Raw genomic sequence first — 18,529 nt, 5'->3', positions numbered from 1 at the left:
AATGAATGCGTCTTTGTTGTTGCTGATTGTTGCACTGCTCAGCGGCCTGGCATTCTGGGCCGGCCGATCCCGCTCCCTTGTGGTGGCGGGCGTCGGCGGTGTGCGGACGCTCAATTCCCTGCCGTTTTATTACGGCTCCCTCACCGCCTTCTGGTGTGCACTGCCCAGTTTGGTGGTGATTTTTCTTTGGTCCATATTCGACGGCGTTTTTATCGAAAAACTGGTGCACCCGCTGATCGCGCCTGCAGTGTTGGAGGCGGCGCACGGCAATATGGATCTGGTGATGAATCAGGTGCGTAATCTGGCGGCGAGCCACGTCAGTGCCGCATCGGTCGATCCTTCCGTTGTCGCCGCGGCGGAACGGTTAAACTCCCTGGAAAATATCAACCGCTGGGCGCAAGCCGGAGTGGCCCTGAGTTTTGCCGTTATAGGTGCAATCTGGATTTGGCTGCGCATCAATCCGCAACTCAAGGCGCGCGCAAAAGTGGAAGATATTTTTCGCTGGCTGTTATTTTCCTGCGCATTGCTCGCCATTCTCACCACCATCGGCATTTTGCTGTCGGTTTTATTTGAATCCCTGCGATTTTTTCAGCGCGTACCCGTAACCGAATTTTTATTTGGTTTGGAGTGGAGCCCGCAAACCGCGATTCGCGCCGATCAACAGGGCAGCTCCGGCAGTTTCGGCGCTGTGCCTTTATTTGCTGGCACTTTGTTGATTGCCGGCATTGCACTTTTGGTGGCTGTGCCAACGGGTTTGATGGTGGCGATTTATTTAACCGAATACGCCAGTCCACGTATGCGCAGTTTGATCAAACCGGTGCTGGAAGTGCTCGCTGGAATTCCCACAGTGGTGTACGGATTTTTTGCCGCACTGACGGTAGCGCCTTTAATTCGCGATCTGGGTTTGTCATTAGGGCTGGATCAGTGGCTTGCCATCAGCTCGGAAAGCGCCTTGGCCGCCGGTTTGGTGATGGGGGTGATGATTATTCCGTTTGTATCTTCCCTGTCCGACGATGTCATCAACGCTGTGCCGCAAAGCCTGCGCGACGGCGCACTGGGTTTGGGTTCCACCCATTCGGAAGTGGTCAAGCTTGTCGTCATTCCCGCTGCGCTGCCGGGTATTGTCGGCAGTATTTTGCTCGCCGCCGCGCGCGCGATTGGTGAAACCATGATTGTGGTGATGGCAGCAGGATTGGCGGCGAACTTGACGGCGAACCCTTTCGATTCGGTTACCACCGTCACCGTACAAATCGTCACTTTATTGGTGGGCGATCAGGAATTTGAAAGCGCAAAAACTCTGGCGGCATTTGCGTTGGGATTGGTGCTGTTTATGGTGACGCTCGGCCTTAATTATTTCGCCCTGTACATCGTGAGAAAGTATCGTGAGCAATATGAATAGAAAACCGATGGAACTGGTGCAGAAAAGTTTGGCGCGACGTTATCGCGCTGAACGGCGTTTTCGCTTTTTTGGTGTGGTGTCGGTCATTATTGGTGTGCTCGCGCTGCTGGTATTGTTTTTCGAAATTTTCAGCAGCGGTTTGGGGGCCTTTCGTCAAACTCATATTCAATTGAGCGTCAATTTCGATCCAGAAATTCTCGAAATCACTGACGCGCATGATGCTACTCAAATTCGGAGTGGCAATTACGAAGGCATTTTGCGCAAGGCGTTGGCGCAGCGTTTTCCGCAAGTCAGCGGTCGCGCGGCAAAACGCGAACTCAATGGTTTGATCAGCATCGCCGCCGCATACGATCTGCGCGCGGAATTGGCGGACAATCCGGAATTATTGGGCCAACAAAAAACCTACTGGGTATTGGCAGATGACGATGTCGATACCTATTACAAATCGCTGCAAGGCGACAAACCTTTTACCGCGCGCACTAGTGAAGCCCGCCAGGCGCAAATCGCCGAATTAATTAATCAGGGTGAAATTCGCACGCAGTTTAATTGGCGCTTTTTTACTTCCGGCGATTCCAGCGAGCCGGAAATGGCCGGTATTCTCGGTGCGGTGGCGGGCAGTTTGCTCACTTTGTTGGTGACCTTTGTTTTGTCGTTTCCCATAGGCGTAGCCGCAGCGGTTTATCTCGAAGAATACGCACCGAAAAATCGATTCACGGATTTTATTGAGGTGAATATCGCCAATCTGGCAGCGGTACCATCGATTATTTTCGGTTTGTTGGGACTGGCGATTTTTATTGGTTTTTTCGGCATGCCGCGCTCGATTCCGCTGGTGGGCGGTCTGGTATTAACCCTGATGACGCTGCCGACCATTATTATTTCCAGCCGCAACGCCATTAAAGCCGTGCCGCCCAGCATTCGCGACGCCGCGTTTGGCATAGGCGCGTCGAAAATGCAGGTGATTTTGCACCACGTATTGCCGCTCGCCATGCCCGGCATGTTGACCGGTGCGATTATCGGTATGGCTCAGGCACTCGGCGAAACCGCGCCGCTGCTGATGATCGGCATGGTCGCCTTCATCATGGATATTCCCAACAGCATCAGCGATTCCGCCACTGTATTGCCGGTGCAAATTTTTCTCTGGTCTGACAGTCCCGAGCGGGCGTTTGTCGAGCGGACTTCCGCTGCTATCATGGTGCTGCTCGTGTTCCTGGTCTGCATGAATACGCTCGCGGTCTGGCTGCGCAAACGTTTGGAGCGCCGCTGGTAAGCGGCGGATAACGAGGTAACACGATGCACGACATTCTCGAACACAAATCCCGGGTTTCACCCAAGGTAGACCTGCCCTTTATGGCTCCAACCCATCCCATCGCCGAACCCGGCCAGCGCCCTTTTGCAGCGGATGACTATCAAACTGTAGGCAGTCCGTTTGTCGACAAAGCCAAATTTGCCATGCGCGATGTCAACGTTTTCTACGGTGAAAAACAGGCAGTGGTGAACGTCAGCCTGGATATCGCCGAAAATGAAGTGATCGCCATGATCGGTCCATCCGGCTGCGGCAAATCCACCTTTTTGCGCTGCTTAAATCGCATGAACGACACCATCGAAGCCTGCCGCGTCAGCGGCAGCATTCAGTTGGACGGGCAGGAAATTTATTCCAGCAAAATGGATGTAGTACCGCTGCGCGCGCGGGTAGGCATGGTGTTTCAGAAGCCGAACCCGTTCCCTAAATCGATTTACGAAAATGTCGCCTATGGGCCGAAAATTCACGGCCTGGTCAATCGCCGTGTCGATCTTGATGAAATCGTCGAAACCAGTCTGCGGCGCGCCGGTTTATGGGACGAAGTCAAAGATCGCTTGGATGCACCGGGCACCAGTTTGTCCGGCGGTCAACAGCAGCGTTTATGTATCGCCCGCACTATTGCGGTGAGTCCGGAAGTAATTCTGATGGACGAACCCTGTTCTGCACTCGACCCCATTGCCACGGCCAAAATCGAAGAATTGATCGCCGAGCTGAGCGAGAACTACACCATCGCCATAGTGACCCACTCCATGCAGCAGGCGGCGCGGGTCTCCCATCGCACGGCCTATTTCCACCTGGGCAAGCTGATTGAAGTCAACGACACCCAAAAAGTGTTTACCACTCCGGATCATCCATTGACCGAAGCCTATATCACAGGGCGCTTTGGTTAAGTGAGGGTTTTGCCATGGACACTTTGAATCTCGACCAGCATATCTCCAACCAATTCAACGCCGATCTGGAGCAGCTGCGCACGCAATTTCTCGAAATGGGCGGCCTGGTGGAACAACAGGTGGCGGACGCCGTGCGCGCCATTGAAACCGCCGACGGTGCCCTGGCGGAAAAGGTGCGCCGCACCGAAAGTGAAATCGATCGCCGCGAGCTGGAACTCGACCGCGTGTGCACACTGATTCTGGCGCGCCGGCAGCCGGCGGCGTCGGACCTGCGTCTGGTGCTGATGGTCACCCGCGCGACCGCCGACTTAGAGCGCATCGGCGATGAGGCCAACAAAATCGCCAAGATGGCCATAGCGCTGAACGAAGACGGCGCTTCGCCGCGCGGCTATGTGGAGCTGCGCCATATAGCCGCCCGCGTCTTGAAACTGGTCAATCTCGCCCTCGATGCTTTTGCGCGCTTTGATGTGGACACCGCGAAAACCGTGGTGCGCGACGACTCCCTGGTGGACCAGGAATACCGCACCGCGATTCGCGAACTGATTACCTACATGATGGAAGACCCGCGCTCCATCTCCCGGGTGATGAACATCATGTGGGCCCTGCGCGCCCTGGAGCGCATCGGCGACCACGCGGGCAATATCGCCGAGCACGTGATCTATTTGGTGCATGGCATGGATGTGCGCCATATGCCCTTCAACGAGATGGAGCAAAAAATCGAACAACGGACCGGCAAAAAGTAATCAATGTGCGTCGCAAGCGGCTTCTAGTTGGCATTCCGGACTATTTCTGACTAGTCTGATAAATACAGTGATGCCGGCTCGGCCCGGATGGATAATCCTGCTAACTACCTGATCCTGTTGATTAACTGTCTGACCTGCTTGCGAGTGTTCATGAAATCATTCTTCGCGATGATCGCCGCTTTTGTTTTTTTGTGCGCGTGTGAAGGCAACTCCAAAATGAAGCAGATGAGCAATGCCGAGCTCGCGAGCAAACGCGACGAATGCTTGCGGGTAAATCCCAGCGCGCCGGGGAAAGTGACGGCTTGTGAAAATATTCGCAAGGAATGTGAAAGACGGCGGAGTCAGGGGAATTATTCCTGCTGATCCCGTCTGAGAATTAGCCAGCCTCCCGCAACACCACCGCTGGCGGTGTATTAACCGCCGGACGACAGCTCACCACTCCCAATCCTCCAATCAACAATGCGCTCAATAATGGACCGGTAAGCCACAGCCAATAGTGCGGCTTGATAGGGGTTTCCAGCACCCAGTGTTGCAGACTGGCTAATAAGATTTCCGCCCCCAGAACCGCAATAAGCCCAGAGAGCAGTCCGAGCAGGGAGAACTCCAGCCAGACGCTGCCGAGCATCAAGCGGCGCGGGCTGCCGAGGGCGCGCAGCAGGCCGACTTCCTGTTTGCGTGAATCGATACTGCTGGTGACCGCGGCGAGCAGCACCAGACAGCCAGCGGCCAAGGTGAGCAACAGCACCAACTGCACGCCGTCACTGACATTGGTGACTATGGTGCGGATCTGCTCGAAGATACGGTCGAGTTCGATCACCAGTACCGTGGGAAAGCGCTGCAGCAGGTCGTTGATAAAGGCTTTGTCCGACGGCGGTAGATGCAGGCTGGTGATGTAGGTGGGCGAGAATTGGTCGAGCGCGCCCGGTTCGAAAATAAAAAAGAAATTTGGCCGCATGGAGCGCCAGTCGAGGGAGCGCAGGCTGGCGATTTCAGCTTCCATGGCGAGTCCGCCGAGGGAGAAGGTCAGGCGATCACCCGGTTTTAAATCCGCCTCGCGCGCCATTTCCACTTCCACCGATACCCCGGGCAGGCCGTGCCGGCTCTGCCATTGCGGCCACCAGTTGCCATCCACCACCTTGTTGTCATCCGCCAGATCCGCCGTCCAGGTGAGATTGGCCTCGCGGTTGAACACCCCTTCGCGCGCGACCTTGGTTGCGCTCAACTCCACGCCGTTGATATGGGTAAGACGCCCGCGCACCATGGGGTAGAGCGGCTGGCGCTGGTAGTGGCGTTCGTCAATCAGCTGCTGGATGTCGTCGACCTCGTGCTGCGGGATATTCACCAGAAAATGATTGGGTGCATCATCCGGCAGTTGCGCCTGCCAGTCGTCCAGCAGCGAGGTGCGCACTATGGTCAGCGTCAGCAGCAACATAATGGCTACCGAGAACACCACTATCTGCATCAGGGTCTGCTCGCGCCGCCGCTGTAGATTCGCCACCGCCAGACGCCAGACGCTGCCCGCGCTGCCCGCCAGGGACCGGCTGAGCCGCAGCAAGCCGAGTGCAAGCAAAGCTGTTGTGAGCAAGACCGCGACCAGCGCGCCTATCACGCTCGCGGCCAGCTTCAGGTTCTGACTGAACATCAACACCAGCAACAGAATGGCGAAAAACGCCAGTGCTACCTGTACGCCTATCTGTATACGTCCGACAGTCAGCTCACGGCGCAGGATTTTCATCGGCGGCACATAAGGCAAAAACCACAGGGCGGGCAGGGCGAAGAACAGCAGGCAGATCAGGCCGCTGCCAAGGCTGATCAAATAGGGATACACAGTTCCGGAGCCGAGGCGGATCTGATAGCTGCGCCAGAGGGCTTCTTCCACAATTCGCTGCATGATCTCACCGACCAACAACCCCGCCAGTGACGCCAGCACAGCCAGCACAAACAATTGGGTGAAGTAGAGCCGCCGCACGCGCCCGCTGCTGGCGCCGAGGCTTTTCAGCAAGGCCACCTGATCCACATGGCGATTGGCAAACTGGCGCGCTGACAGGGCGAGGGCGACGCTGGCGAGCAGCACGCCAATCACCGCCGCCAACAGCAGAAAGCGCTGGCTGGTAGCCAGCGCGCGCCCCAGGTTTTGCTGGTTTTTGCCGACGTCCACCAGGCGCTGATGCGGATTCAATTGCGGTTCCAGCCACGCGGAAAACGCCTCTACATCAGCGGGGCGACCGGCGTACAGCCATTGGTACTGCACCCGGCTGCCCGGTTGCACCACTTCTGTCAGTGGCAGGTCGGCTTGATTCATCAGCAGGCGCGCGCCCATAAAACTGAAGGGGTTGCTGCTGTCTGGCTCGCGGATCAGTACGCGGGTGACGGTCAGCTCGTATTCGCCGACCGCCACGCGATCGCCGAGCTGCAGATTCAACAGGGGTAATAAACGCGAGTCGACCCAGGCTTCGCCCGGTGCGGGAATGCCGTCGGCAATGGTGATTTGCTGCGGGTCTATGGCAAAGGGCACCAGGCTGGTTTCCAGCTGGCCGCGCACGGGATAACCCTCGCCGACCGCTTTGACTGAGGCGAGGTGCATATGCTCCCCGGCATAAACCATGGAGGCAAAATGCACCGCGGTGGTTTGCGACAAACCGGCTTCTTTTGCTGCTTGTTCCCATTCCGGATTGTGGGGGTGAGAGCCGCGCACCACTCGGTCCGCGCCGAGCAGCACATTGCTCTCCTGCACCAAAGTGCGTTGCAGTCGGTCGGTAAAAATCGCGATGCCGCTGACTACAGCAACTGCCAGCAACAATGCTCCCGCCAGCAGTTTTACCTCGCCGCTGCGCCAGTTGCGCCAGAGCAGTCGCAGGGCCAGCATCAGGTTTGCACCGTAGAATTGGCAATGCGGCCCGCGTTCAATTCGATGCGTCTCTGACAGCGCATCGCCAGGCGCTCTTCGTGGGTAATCAACACCAGGGTCGTGCCCAGCTCGCGATTCAGGTCGAACAACAATTCAATAATGCGCGCGCCTGTGGCGCTGTCGAGATTGCCGGTGGGCTCGTCGGCAAATAACACCCGCGGCGAACTGGCGAAGGCGCGGGCTATGGCGACGCGCTGTTGCTCCCCGCCGGAGAGTTGTTGCGGGTAGTGATGCAGCCGCTGTGCAAGGCCGACGCGACCGAGAAACTCCGCCGCCGCTGCACGGGCATTGCTGACGCCGTGCAGTTCCAATGGCAGCAGCACATTTTCCAGCGCGGTCAGTCCGGGCAGAAGTTGAAAGGATTGAAAAATAAAACCGACATTTTCCGCGCGCACCTTAGCGCGGCCTTCTTCATCCAAATCCGTTAAGTGATGGCCGTTGAGGAACACGCTGCCGCTAGTAGGCAAATCCAGCCCGGCGAGAATTCCGAGCAGAGTCGACTTGCCCGAACCGGATGCACCGACAATCGCCAGACTTTCACCAGCGGCAACGTCCAATGAGATGTCCTGCAGAATGGTGAGGGCACCTTCATAGGTGTGCACGGTCTTAGCCACGTTCTGCGCCGAAACCATAGGTTTTGCTGCAACAGGATTCGTTGGCGCGGAGTTGGCGGTTGGTACGGAGTTCGACTGCAAACCCATGGAATTCCTTAAATATTGGTAGATGGGGTTAAAGGCGTGTCGATGCATCGGCAACTAAGCTGTGCATTGGCAATGTTTTCTTCCCTCAACAGAGTTAAGCCCATGTCGCACCTATTGTCCGCCCGCGTTTTGGTCTTCTGGTTCCTGCTGCTGTCCATTCCCTTACAAGTTGTTGCCGAGGCCCCGCGTATTCTGGTGCTCGGTGACAGCCTTAGCGCCGCCTACGGTATCGAGGTGCGTCAGGGATGGGTGAGTCTGTTAGAACAACGCTTGGCAGGAAAATATCCCCACGTCGTCATCAACGCGAGTGTCAGCGGCGAAACCACGGGCGGCGGTCTCGCCAGACTGCCCGCGCTGCTGCAACAGCATCAGCCATCAGTGGTGATTGTGGAGCTGGGCGGTAACGACGGTCTGCGCGGTTATCCGCTTAACGTGATGCAACAGCAGATGACGGAAATTATCGAGAAGAGCCGCGCGGCGGGAGCGACCGTGGTGCTGGTAGGCATGCAAATTCCGCCTAATTACGGCCCGCGCTATACCAATCGTTTTCGCGATATCTACAAAGAATTGGCGGAAAAATTCGGGTTGCCATTGGTGCAGTTTTTATTGGAAGGTGTGGCCACGGAGGCCGCGCTGATGCAGCGGGATGGTATTCATCCCACGGCAGAAGCACAGGAAAAAATTCTCGATAACGTGTGGTCGGTTTTGCAGCCTTTATTGGTGAAAGAATAAAAACTGTTGGTGAGGGATAAAAACTGTTGGCGGGTAAATAGAAGCGATCACGAAAATGTCTGTGCGCGAGGGATTTTTGCGATCGCTGCAAATTTATTTGGTGAACTTTCCAATTGGAATTGCTATGCCTGCTTGCACTTGAGTTTTCAGGCGCTGGGTATAAAAAGCTTCCACGTAAAGTCCGATGCCTGCGTACCTGCCTAAAACGGCGGTTGCGTAAAACGGAATACCGATCAGGGTGCCTTTCTTTTCGTCGCAACGCCGAATAGGAAAAAACAAGCCGTCTACCTGCAAAGAACCGCAATTCTCGGTCCACGAACCAGTTCCAACGCCCAATCCTATACCGGCATCGGCGTAACCCCAGCCGCTGGTAGCGGAGATAAAACGGGAGACAGAAGCGGTTTTAAACAGCGGATTAAATGTTTCCCATTTGTTTTGTTCGATGCGGCCGGTGCGAATATATCCTGGATCGCCATCATATTGGGAATAACCAAATGCCCAGCCGGCTTTTTGCAGATCCTGGAACTTGATTTTGACTGCTGCGTTCTCCCAGCTCGACGAGCCAAATTCCATCCAGGCTCTGTCGTAGTCCGCAAAACACTTGGGAATCTGCGACAGCAAAAAAATTAACAAAAACACTTTATTCATAGGTCCCTCAGAGCTAAACAAAAGGCCGGGCAAACTACCGGCAATGTTTCGGTTCGTCAAGCTTTTGCAGAACATGGAAATCTGCGAAGGAAAATAGCAATTTGCTAGAGGGGATAGAAATTAGCAGAGGAAAATAACAAAGGCCGCGTGCGCGGCCTTTGTTTGCGGAGGTATGAAAGCTTACGGCAGGATCAGCACGTCATCGAAATCAGGATCGAAATCTTCCACCGTGTAGCTTATTTCGCTGTTGGCGAGATAAATTCCATCTTCGCCCAGACCGGTGAAAAATCCGTAATTGAAATCACGGTAAATTTCGACGATGTCGTCCCCACCTTTCAAATCAATCAAAAACTCTTCGAAGTCGGAGGTAATGTCGATATCGGCAAACTCGCCGATGGTCAGCTTATTGGCGCCATCGGTTCCTTCCAAATTTAAATAAGAGGAAAAACCGCCGAGGCGGATGGCGCCATTGAGCAGCAGGGATTTGGAGAAAATTGCCTGCAGCATGCCGATATTGCCCAGATCCACGGACGATGTGCCGGCAGAGCCGAGGTCTATGTGCGCTGCAGAGATCGACAAGCTGCTATCACCGCCGACAATATGAGTATTTTCCAACTGCTTCACAGTGGAATCTTCACCTAAAGAACGCAGAGTGATACTGGCATCGAGCAGATCCCAATTGCCGAGGGCAATATCGTTGGCATCGGTCAGGCTGATGGCGGTGGCGTGACCGGCTTCTATGGTAATGCTGTTGAAATCATTTTCCGGATTTTCCAGCGTTACCTGACTGCCTACAGGTGTGCGCAAAAAGAAATCTCCTGTCAGAGTGATTTTCCCAAGCTGGACAATATCCAGAAAGGTCAGTATCTCCGCGTCCGTGGCGTTTAACTCGCGAATGACAAATTGTTCATAATTGCTTGTGGTGTACAGCGAAAAATCACCATGACCGGTAACTGAGAAGCTTGTAGTGTCACTTAGGCCCTCCGCCTGGAACGGAATAAATTCCGGAAATTCCTCTAAGCCGGTGGAGGTGCCGACGATGTGAGCGTCGCGCGAATAGGCAGCGTGCAGGTCGCTAAAGCCGTGCAGATTGAGCGTTGCACCGGATCGGTCGCCCAAATAAATTCGCGCCGCGTGTACTTCCAAAGTGCTGTCGCTGAGATCAATGGCGGTACCCGCGAGTTGCGACACCATGCCATTTTCACCTAAAGAGGTGAATTTCACCCACGAATCGAGGATATTGAGGTTGCCGAGTAAAATGTCGTTTTTATCGGCGATATCCACAGTAGTCGTATGGCCCAGTGTTAAGTTGACGGTGCGGAAGTCGTTGTCCTCATGGGTGAGCGCGACGTCACTGCCTGCCGTAGCTGTCAGGCTGAAGGAGCTTGTTTCGATGGCTCCGGTCTGACTGATGTTGCCAATGGATGATAGGCTCGCGCTATTTGCATTAAGGCGACCGATCTGGATACCGGAATCATTCAGGGTAGCGGATAAAGCGAACTGGCTTGGACCGTAAATGGTAGGTTGCTCGAATTGGGCCTGACTGCGCGCATTGACGCGATTGACTCCGTCGTAACCTTTTGCCGTTACTAGGCTGACATCAAACTCGCTCGGTGAGCTTATGGCATTTACGACATCGATGCTGTTGCTGAAATTCAGATCCAGCCAGCTGTAGATCATATACACACCACTTCCTTCTGCGCGTGTGCCCAGTGCGATGCTATCGCCGGTCAGATGCAGATCGCTGGCATCGAGGGTGATACTCGTCCCATCGAGCTGACGGATTGCGCCATCTGACTGGATATGCACTATGGAATCCAGCACGTCGAGCTCGCCCAGATCAATCCCGCCAGTCTCAGTCAGACTGATAAAGCTCGTGTGGCCGGTGTTCATAGTGACGCTGCCAAAATCATTGGCAGTGTTATTGAGGCGCACATCCGCGCCTGCGGTCACATAGAAATGTGTGTTGTCCGAAATCAAAAGGGAGCCGACCTGGCGGACGGTGCCGATACTGTTAATAGTGAGATTCTGCGCGCTGATATGTGGCAGATTGGCATAAATATAAGCGGTAACTTCCACATCGCCGCTGGTCAGGATCGGGTTTCCGGTAGCGCCTATGACCTGATCGCCTTCAAGCACTATATGACCGCTGCCGGTGTCGCCCTGAGCACTCAAGCTGCCGCCGCCGTTTAGGCGAAGGGTATCGGTTGCCAACAGGTGAATGCCGCCGGCGGCGCCACTCTCGTTATTCGCAGTCACTGCTCCTCTTTGAGTCACATTGCGTCCTGCCAAAACCACTTCGCCGGCAGTGCCGGCGATTGCGTTAACGCTTAACGAGCCTGTGTTAAGGACATCGACACCTGAGCCGAGAGAAAAACTGCCATCATCGTGAAGAACAACCTGTGTATCGCCACCGAGGTCGCCGGAATTAACAGCACGCGAAAACAAATCCTCGCTCACGCTGGCGGTCAGCAGAATTTTTCCACCCGCAGCCTCGATCAGACCGGAGTTGGTAACGCCTGTGTCCACATCTATAGCGGCCTCATCCACACGGACTCCGATAAGTCCCTGATCATCGAAAGTGACCACCGCCGCGTTGCCGGAAGCGAGCACCACGTGGCCGAGGTCTGCATTGATCAAGCCCGTGTTGGTAACCTGTTTGCCAATCAAAGCGACATTACCGCCGGTAGAAGCGTTGATAAGACCTCTATTGATAACAGTACCCGCGCTGTCTTCCACTGCCAGCAAAATAAGATCGCCGTTGAGAAAATCATCGGTATTTAAATTGAGGCCGGTGGCCACCAGACTGCCGACATTCACTTGTGAACCTGCACCGAACAGAATGCCATTGGGATTCAACAAAATAATTCGGCCATTGGCGTCAATACGCCCCAGAATCTGGCTGCCGTTGAGATCGAGAATACGGTTCAACGCAATCGATGATTCACTCGGTTGGACAAAATTTACTCGTTCATTTGCTGCGACATTAAAAGAATCCCATTCAATGGCCAGGCGATCTGTGCCCTGCGTGATGGTGGTGTCCAAACCACTTTGATTGATAACACCTTCTCCGCCAACCACTGTGCCACCGGTTGGCGCGGCCAATGCACCTGCGGCGAACAGCTGACCGATAATGGCGACACATAAAGGTTTGATACGAAAAACAGAGGATAAAGAAGACAAATTTGGACGAACGTAAGACTGGCTACGCTGAGGCATGACGAAATTCCTTCTGATTTTGCTGGATTGAACCCTCGACGGCTTGGGTATCAGGCGTTTTTATTATCGATTTCCCAATCAGAGGGTCATGTGCTGATGCTGCTCGGTAATTTTGCTGGTCGCTCAATCATTAACACATTTAGGTTTTTGCGTTAGCAATATGCATACCGCCAGAAGAAAAAAGTCAGATTAAATATAAAATTGGTTATTTTATGTTTTGGTGCGAAGCGCTTGTTGTCAGTTTTTTGTGATGAATACGTGTTTTTTGTGGCGGGAGAAAGAAAAAACAGAAAATAAAATCTGCAAGAAAAAATATGCAAATGGAAAAATTTACGAAGGTGTAAATGGATTCGACATGACTCGTTCACTCGCTTAGGCGAGTGAACGAGTAAAACAGGGTTAATTAATGTGAAGTTGGCTTTTCAACCTAATGTCGCGAGAAGACGCGCCGACAAGAATTTCAAAATCACCGGGCTCAACCAGCCAATTGCGCACATTGCTCGACCAGAAGGCAAAAGCCTGCGGCGGTAATACGAGTTGCACAGTGGTTTGTTCGCCGGGAGCCAGGCTCACTTTTTGGAAACCCTTCAATTCTTTAAATGGCCGGGGTTCACTGCTGTGTAGATCGCGCACGTAAAGTTGCGCAATTTCCTGGCCGGCGACATTTCCGGTATTGGTGATCTTAAAACGCACTTCCACGCCAGGCTCCGCTGTGTTGGATAACACATTGACCACCAGATCCGAGTAGCTGAACTGGGTATAAGAAAGTCCAAAACCAAAAGGATAGAGCGGCTCAATATTGCGGCTGTCGTACCAGCGGTAACCGACAAAAACGCCTTCCTTATAGTGCACATCGTAAACGGGATAAATTTTTTCCCACTCATCATTGGCACCGTTGTACAGAGTTGAACCTGCGGGTACGTAATCCGCGCCGGGGCCGTCGCGGAATTCGCGCTCTATGGTGAAAGGCAATTTGCCGGATGGATTGACGTCGCCGCAGAGTATTTCCGCCACTGCAATATTGCCGTTCTGGCCGTTGTAAAAGCAGTGAACAATCGCCGCCGCTTTGTCGTACCAGTCGGTCATGCGAATACCGCCGCCGGAATTTACCAGCACAATCACGTTCGGATTCAGGCGCACTATATTGCGGATATAGAGCTCTTCGTGAGGATCCAGCTCGAACGGACGGTCCCAACTTTCCGCATCGTAAGTCCCGGTTGCGACAATAATGGTTTTGGCGTTGCGGATGGTTTCGTTTGTCGGCGACACTTCGTAACGCACGCGCTCGCCAAACGTATCTTTCAACGCTTGGTACAAGGTTATCTGGTTGTAGCCTTTTACTTCGGAGGAGCCGCCACCCACCGCTTTTTTGTGGATATAGGTTCCCAACAGCAGAATTTCATCCGAGCTGTTTTTATCCAGCGGCAAAATTTGATTTTGATTGCGCAGCAGTACCACGCCTTCGCGGGCAGTTTGCAGGGCAATTTGTTCGTGCCGTGGATATTCCTGTACCAATTCCGGCTGCGGTTTTTTGTTGTACAAATCCATGGCTTTCAGCGTGGTCAGAATGCTTTTTACCATGCGATCCAAATCGGCTTCTTTGACTTCACCGCGCTGAATTTTTTCTTCCAGACCGAGCGTCGCCAAATTGGCTGGCATTTCCAGATCCTGACCGGATTCCACCAATTTCACGCCGTCGTAAACCGACCACCAATCGGTCATCACCAACCAGCGGAAGCCGAGAACTTTGCGCAGCAAATCGTGAATAACCGCTTTGCTTTGGCCAGTCCATTCGCCGTTCAACAGGTTGTAGGACGTCATTACCGCCAGGGCGCCGGCGTCGATTCCCGCTTTAAAAGACGGTAAATAAATTTCGTGCAGTGTTCGTTCGTCGATAATGGAATTACTTTTACGCCGGAAAAAATCCGTGTTATTGGCAACAAAATGTTTGAGGGTTGCGATAGTGCCGGTGCTTTGCACACCTTTGACATAACGCTCCACCATGCGTGAAATCAAATAAGGATCTTCACCAAAATATTCGAAATTGCGTCCGCATTGAGAAATTCGATACAAATTGAATCCGGGGCCGAGCAAAATGCCAATGCCATTTGCATTGCATTCTTCACCTACGGCGGTGGCATAGGCTTCACAGAGATCCGGATTCCACGTTGCCGCCAACATAATCGGCGCGGGAAATGCGACAGAAGTCGGCACAGGATATTGAAAGGTGACTTCGTTAAAACGCTCGCGCAATGTAATACCAGCAGTAGCGTCTGAACACAAAATGGGAGGCAAACCCAGACGGGGAATTCCTTTAATAAAAAATATATCGGTACCACCGATGTAAGCGCATTTTTCGCTAAGCGTCATCTGCGCCAAAATAGTTTCCGCCCATGAGGCAGCTTCTTCGAATGATAATTTGGGATGCATGGCGTCTCCGTGCAAACGCAAGTAAAAAGGCGGAACGAAAGCGCGCTATTGTAAAGGATTGTTTGCCAAAGAAAAAATTGCAGAAGAAAAAACGGCCTCAAAAGAGGCCGCGAAGCAGGGTACTAACCTTGAGGAGAGGACGTTCACGCACGGTAAACAAAACCACACGTATGGATCCTTGTTGCCAAGAATCCGAGCTTAGCAGCCACGCCCACGGCTAATAAGCTCTAAAAATTCGTTTGCAGCCATTACCAATCTGCAGCAGCACCAATCCTCATCTACACAAAGAGCGGAAAAAAGAGGTGAGGGCGGATCAACAGCAGAAGTAAACACAGCATCGGTACAAGCAAACCCGAAAGATCACTTCATAATCCAACACTCACCCCGCTGGATGGTGCGAGCAACGGACCGAAAATGTGACTACTAAGACTACTGCTCAAATGCCTTACACATTTCTTTGTGTATCGCCGTCGCTCACTTTTATTGTAGGTAAGCTTTTATTCCCGATCAGGAATTGTTTTGTCTAGTTTTGGGGTTTGTCCAAACAGAAGGGAATAAAAATGTGAGTCAATGTCACTCATCCCAAAATGCGGGCGCTTATCTGTGATAAATGAAGAGCATTAAGAATTTAGGGGCTGGTTATTTCAAATTTATAGAATTCCTGCGTTCCGTTGATTTGCGATAGGAAATAGAAAACGAGATTGAAAAAGGAGAGGAAAGTTAGCAGAAAAGGTCAGCTGGCGAAGAAGGGAAACGAGGGGAAAAGCGGGCTCCATAGCAGGAGCCCGCCAAGGTCAAATAACGCTTACTGGCACTGTACGCCGGCTTTGTCGCCCATGCCGGGAACCATGCGCACGTTGGTCACCTGCAATTCCAGGCTGCCGTCGGTTTGCAGAACAAAACCGCGGGTAATTTCGTGGAAGCGAATACCCAGTTTGGCGAAGCAGGCCAGATCGACGGAAAGCTCATTCCAGTCATTGCGCGGAGAAGCGTTCACCAGCGTGGTGATGTCGATATTGGCCTCGCAGCCAGCCCCCAGGCAGGCCATCTGCAAATTTACCGGCCCCGTGGAAGGCTGCAGCAGGCGGATGTCGAACACCAGTGCGCCTTTTTCTTCCTGCACTTGCGAGAGGTTGCGCATGGCGTTGGGAACAATGATTTGCAAGGCCGCGCTGCCTTTGCCGTCCCAGGTGGCGTGAATGGCGTCGCCCTGAGTTTCCTTGTCGCCTTCGGTCAGGGTCAGGCTGGCGTTTTTGGCGATGCCGGACAGGTAGCGCACTGGTGTTGTCTCCGGTGCTACCGCGTAAACCTCCCAGGGCGCTTGGGCGGTGCCGACAAACAATTCCTCATCCGCACCGCCTTTCACATTGGTGTAATTCTCTTCGGTCGACAGCTCGCCCAGGTCAGCCGCGGGTGACGCATAGGTCAGACCGTAACCATAGGGGAACAGTGGATCGTAATTCTTATCGCCGATATTAACTTCGGCCTGATCCAGGCTCTTCGGCCAGGAGAAAGGCAATTTGCCTTTGAAGTCGTAGCGCGCTTTGCCATTGGCATCGGCGAACAATACGTCGGCGATGCCGCCGCCTTCAGAACCCGGCAACCAAGCAGCCACAAATGCGTCGGATGCGTTGAGCGCGCGGTTCACCCACAGCGGACGGCCGGAGATAAATACTGACACGGTTTTAATGCCGTCCGCCTTGAGTTTTTCCAGCAGTTTGGCGTCTTGATGGTTGCCCGCCTGATAGCCGACGTGGCGGATATCACCCTGCCATTCGGCATAAGGGGTTTCGCCGTACACCACTATGGCGACATCGGGTTTGCGCGTGTACTTGCCATCAACGCTCAGCTCCACCTTGCCACCGGCTGCTTCCACGGTCTGGCGGATGCCTTGGTAAATGCTGGTGCCGTTGGGGAAGTCGTCGTTGGTGATATCGGTCGCCTGCCAGGAGATGGTCCAGCCGCCGCTTTGTTGTGCGAGGTTATGCGCGCCTTTGCCCGCGACCAATACATTCAGCGTGGGCTTGAGTGGCAGGGTCTGTTGATTGTTCTTCAGCAGAACCAGGGATTCGCGTACCGCCTGGCGGGCGACTTCTTTGAATTCCGGTGCCGCCAGCAATTCTTTTTTGTTGGCGTGCAGACGTTCAGACGGTTTGCGGCCGTCCATCAGACCTGCGCGGAATTTGGAGCGGAGAATGCGGCGCACTGCGTCATCCAGACGCTCCATGGAAATCCGGCCAGCTTCCACGTCTTCCAGGGTGTTTTTGATAAATTCTTTCCAGTCAAAGGGCACCATCAGCATGTCCACCCCGGCGTTGATCGCCTGCGGGCAGCGGGTGTTGGTACAGCCTTCCACCAGACCGTGAGAGTTCCAGTCGCCGACTACAAAACCTTCAAAGCCGAGGCGTTTTTTAAGGATCTCGGTTAACAGATATTGCTCCCCGTGCATCCGGGTGCCGTGCCAGCTGCTGTGCGATGCCATGATGGATAAAACCCCGGATTCCACCGCAGCGAAATAGGGGAAGGCGTGCAGCTTGATCAATTCAGCTTCGGAGGAAAAATTGTTGCCGCGGTCGATGCCGTCTACGGTGCCGCCGTCAGCCAGATAGTGCTTGGCGGTCGCCATAATGTGATTGGGGCTCATGCGGCCGGTTTTGCTCAGGTCGCCCTGATAACCGAGGATGGTCTGGCGACCGAGTTCGGATACCAGCTTCGGATCTTCGGAAAAACCTTCGTAAGTGCGACCCCAGCGGTCGTTGCGCACCACAGACAGAGACGGCGAGAAGGTCCAATCCATACCGCTGGCGCGCACCTGCAGGGCGGTGATTTCGCCGATGCGACGCACCAGCTCGCCATTGCGGGTAGCGCCTAGGCCGATGTTGTGCGGGAAGATAGTCGCACCGACGATTTTGTTGTGGCCGTGCACCGCATCCGTACCCCAGGTAATCGGAATGGCAACGCCGCCATCGGAGGTATCCATCGAGGCTTCGTAGTACGCATCCAGGGCTTTGACCCATTCATCCAGCGTGGCAGATTTATTGCCATTCAAGAAACCGCCGCCGCCATTGAGCACCGAGCCCAGGTGATATTTCTTCACATCTTCCGGCGTAGTGCGGCTGATTTCCGCCTGGGTGATCTGCCCGACTTTCTCCGCCAGGGTCATGCGCGCCAGCAGTTTTTCCACTTCGGCGTTGATAGCAGCGGTTTCATCAGCGGGGAAAGGGGAGGTCAGACGGGGCCAGAGGTCAGGTTGATGCTTGGTTTTTTTGGCGTCCGTGGTCCCGGGAGTGGAGCAGGCGGTCAGCAGTGCGGTGAGTCCCGCAGCCAGCGCACAGCGGGAAAAGGTCTTGGCGATCATCATCGCGGAACAAAGCCTCGTTATTAGAATAGGTAGATCCTGGTTGGCCACCAGGAGTGTCATACAGCCGTTTTAAAATGGTCCAAAGTATCCATTCTAGCTGCATTATCCTGCGCGCGCGACCAAGGCCCACTTGGCGCGGGGTGTGCGCCGAATGTGACGTTGCGCTTAGTTTCCTGATGGACCCCTGTAAAGAAGTGT

At 54.0% G+C, this 18,529-nt stretch carries 11 protein-coding genes; 5 read left to right on the top strand and 6 right to left on the bottom strand.

Features of this window, described 5'->3' with window-relative positions; translation table 11 throughout:
* The first annotated feature begins 1 nt into the window (after nucleotide 1).
* The 4 genes from pstC to phoU all read left to right on the top strand — a co-directional run bounded on the left by pstC (nucleotide 2) and on the right by phoU (nucleotide 4,332).
* Nucleotides 2-1,399, top strand: a complete 1,398-nt coding sequence (pstC, locus tag DWB84_RS10515) for a phosphate ABC transporter permease subunit PstC (protein ID WP_187409757.1) — start codon at nucleotides 2-4, stop codon at nucleotides 1,397-1,399.
* Nucleotides 1,392-2,666 (top strand): phosphate ABC transporter permease PstA, encoded by a 1,275-nt coding sequence (pstA, locus tag DWB84_RS10510; protein ID WP_187409756.1) that lies wholly within the window; start codon nucleotides 1,392-1,394, stop codon nucleotides 2,664-2,666. The genes pstC and pstA overlap by 8 nt, the downstream gene beginning before the upstream one ends.
* 80 nt (nucleotides 2,667-2,746) lie before the next feature.
* Nucleotides 2,747-3,589: a phosphate ABC transporter ATP-binding protein PstB gene (pstB, locus tag DWB84_RS10505; RefSeq protein ID WP_187410095.1), complete on the top strand. Its 843-nt coding sequence runs from the start codon at nucleotides 2,747-2,749 to the stop codon at nucleotides 3,587-3,589.
* A 14-nt stretch (nucleotides 3,590-3,603) separates the two neighbouring features.
* The gene (phoU, locus tag DWB84_RS10500; RefSeq protein WP_187409755.1) at nucleotides 3,604-4,332 is read left to right on the top strand and encodes a phosphate signaling complex protein PhoU; all 729 of its coding nucleotides are present in this window, start codon (nucleotides 3,604-3,606) and stop codon (nucleotides 4,330-4,332) included.
* 376 nt (nucleotides 4,333-4,708) lie between these two features.
* Here phoU and DWB84_RS10495 read toward each other — a convergent pair whose 3' ends face one another.
* Both DWB84_RS10495 and DWB84_RS10490 read right to left on the bottom strand, forming a co-directional pair.
* Nucleotides 4,709-7,198: an ABC transporter permease gene (locus DWB84_RS10495; RefSeq protein WP_187409754.1), complete on the bottom strand. Its 2,490-nt coding sequence runs from the start codon at nucleotides 7,196-7,198 to the stop codon at nucleotides 4,709-4,711.
* Nucleotides 7,198-7,872, bottom strand: a complete 675-nt coding sequence (locus tag DWB84_RS10490; RefSeq protein ID WP_187410094.1) for an ABC transporter ATP-binding protein — start codon at nucleotides 7,870-7,872, stop codon at nucleotides 7,198-7,200. Before DWB84_RS10490 ends, DWB84_RS10495 begins: the two co-directional genes overlap by 1 nt.
* 171 nt (nucleotides 7,873-8,043) lie before the next feature.
* On the opposite strand from DWB84_RS10490, the gene DWB84_RS10485 reads away from it, so the two are divergent.
* Nucleotides 8,044-8,673, top strand: a complete 630-nt coding sequence (locus DWB84_RS10485) for an arylesterase (RefSeq protein WP_187409753.1) — start codon at nucleotides 8,044-8,046, stop codon at nucleotides 8,671-8,673.
* Nucleotides 8,674-8,766: 93 nt separating this feature from the next.
* On the opposite strand, the gene DWB84_RS10480 is transcribed toward DWB84_RS10485, so the two are convergent.
* From DWB84_RS10480 to DWB84_RS10465, 4 genes are all read right to left on the bottom strand, one after another.
* A complete protein-coding gene (locus DWB84_RS10480) occupies nucleotides 8,767-9,321 on the bottom strand; it encodes a hypothetical protein (protein ID WP_187409752.1) in 555 nt (184 codons plus the stop codon).
* Between the two features lie 180 nt (nucleotides 9,322-9,501).
* A complete protein-coding gene (locus DWB84_RS10475; RefSeq protein ID WP_187409751.1) occupies nucleotides 9,502-12,540 on the bottom strand; it encodes a filamentous hemagglutinin N-terminal domain-containing protein in 3,039 nt (1,012 codons plus the stop codon).
* 399 nt (nucleotides 12,541-12,939) lie between these two features.
* Nucleotides 12,940-14,970: a glycoside hydrolase family 3 protein gene (locus DWB84_RS10470; protein ID WP_187409750.1), complete on the bottom strand. Its 2,031-nt coding sequence runs from the start codon at nucleotides 14,968-14,970 to the stop codon at nucleotides 12,940-12,942.
* Between the two features lie 805 nt (nucleotides 14,971-15,775).
* Nucleotides 15,776-18,331 (bottom strand): glycoside hydrolase family 3 protein, encoded by a 2,556-nt coding sequence (locus tag DWB84_RS10465; RefSeq protein ID WP_187409749.1) that lies wholly within the window; start codon nucleotides 18,329-18,331, stop codon nucleotides 15,776-15,778.
* Between the last annotated feature and the right edge of the window lie 198 nt (nucleotides 18,332-18,529).

Origin of the sequence: Saccharophagus sp. K07, from assembly GCF_014336955.1 — a bacterium.
Taxonomy (GTDB): domain Bacteria; phylum Pseudomonadota; class Gammaproteobacteria; order Pseudomonadales; family Cellvibrionaceae; genus UBA5868.
The sequence above is the reverse complement of the archived record's forward strand: the minus strand, read 5'-3'. Positions and strand labels throughout refer to the sequence as shown.